A 335-nucleotide genomic window follows, 5' to 3' on the forward strand; every position below is an offset into this window, starting at 1 on the left:
CGATCTCGGCGAAGAAGGCCGATTGGTTGAGCGTCAGGCCGAGAAAGGCGGCGGCAAAGGGCGTCAGCAGCTGCACGGTGGGATAGTCGAGGAAGACTGTATCGGTGAAGGGAATGCCGATCTTGATCGTCTCATAGAGGTAGCCGAGATTGTTCAATATCAGCAGCAGCACGATGACCGGGATTGAGCGCAGCAGCCAGATATAGCCCCAGGAGAGACTGGAGAGAAGCGGCGACTTGGAAACGCCGGCAAGCGCCAGGGCCGTTCCGAGGATGGAGCCGGATATGGCGGCAAGCACGGTCAAAAGCAGCGTCCTGCCGAGACCGACGAGGACT

General features: G+C 59.7%; 1 pseudogene. It reads right to left on the reverse strand.

What is annotated here, in order from left to right:
- Positions 1–335, reverse strand: a pseudogene (locus tag AF337_RS33085) (ABC transporter ATP-binding protein); the annotation flags it as partial.

Origin of the sequence: Rhizobium ecuadorense (assembly GCF_001187535.1) — a bacterium.
In the GTDB taxonomy this organism is placed as follows: Bacteria; Pseudomonadota; Alphaproteobacteria; order Rhizobiales; family Rhizobiaceae; genus Rhizobium; species Rhizobium ecuadorense.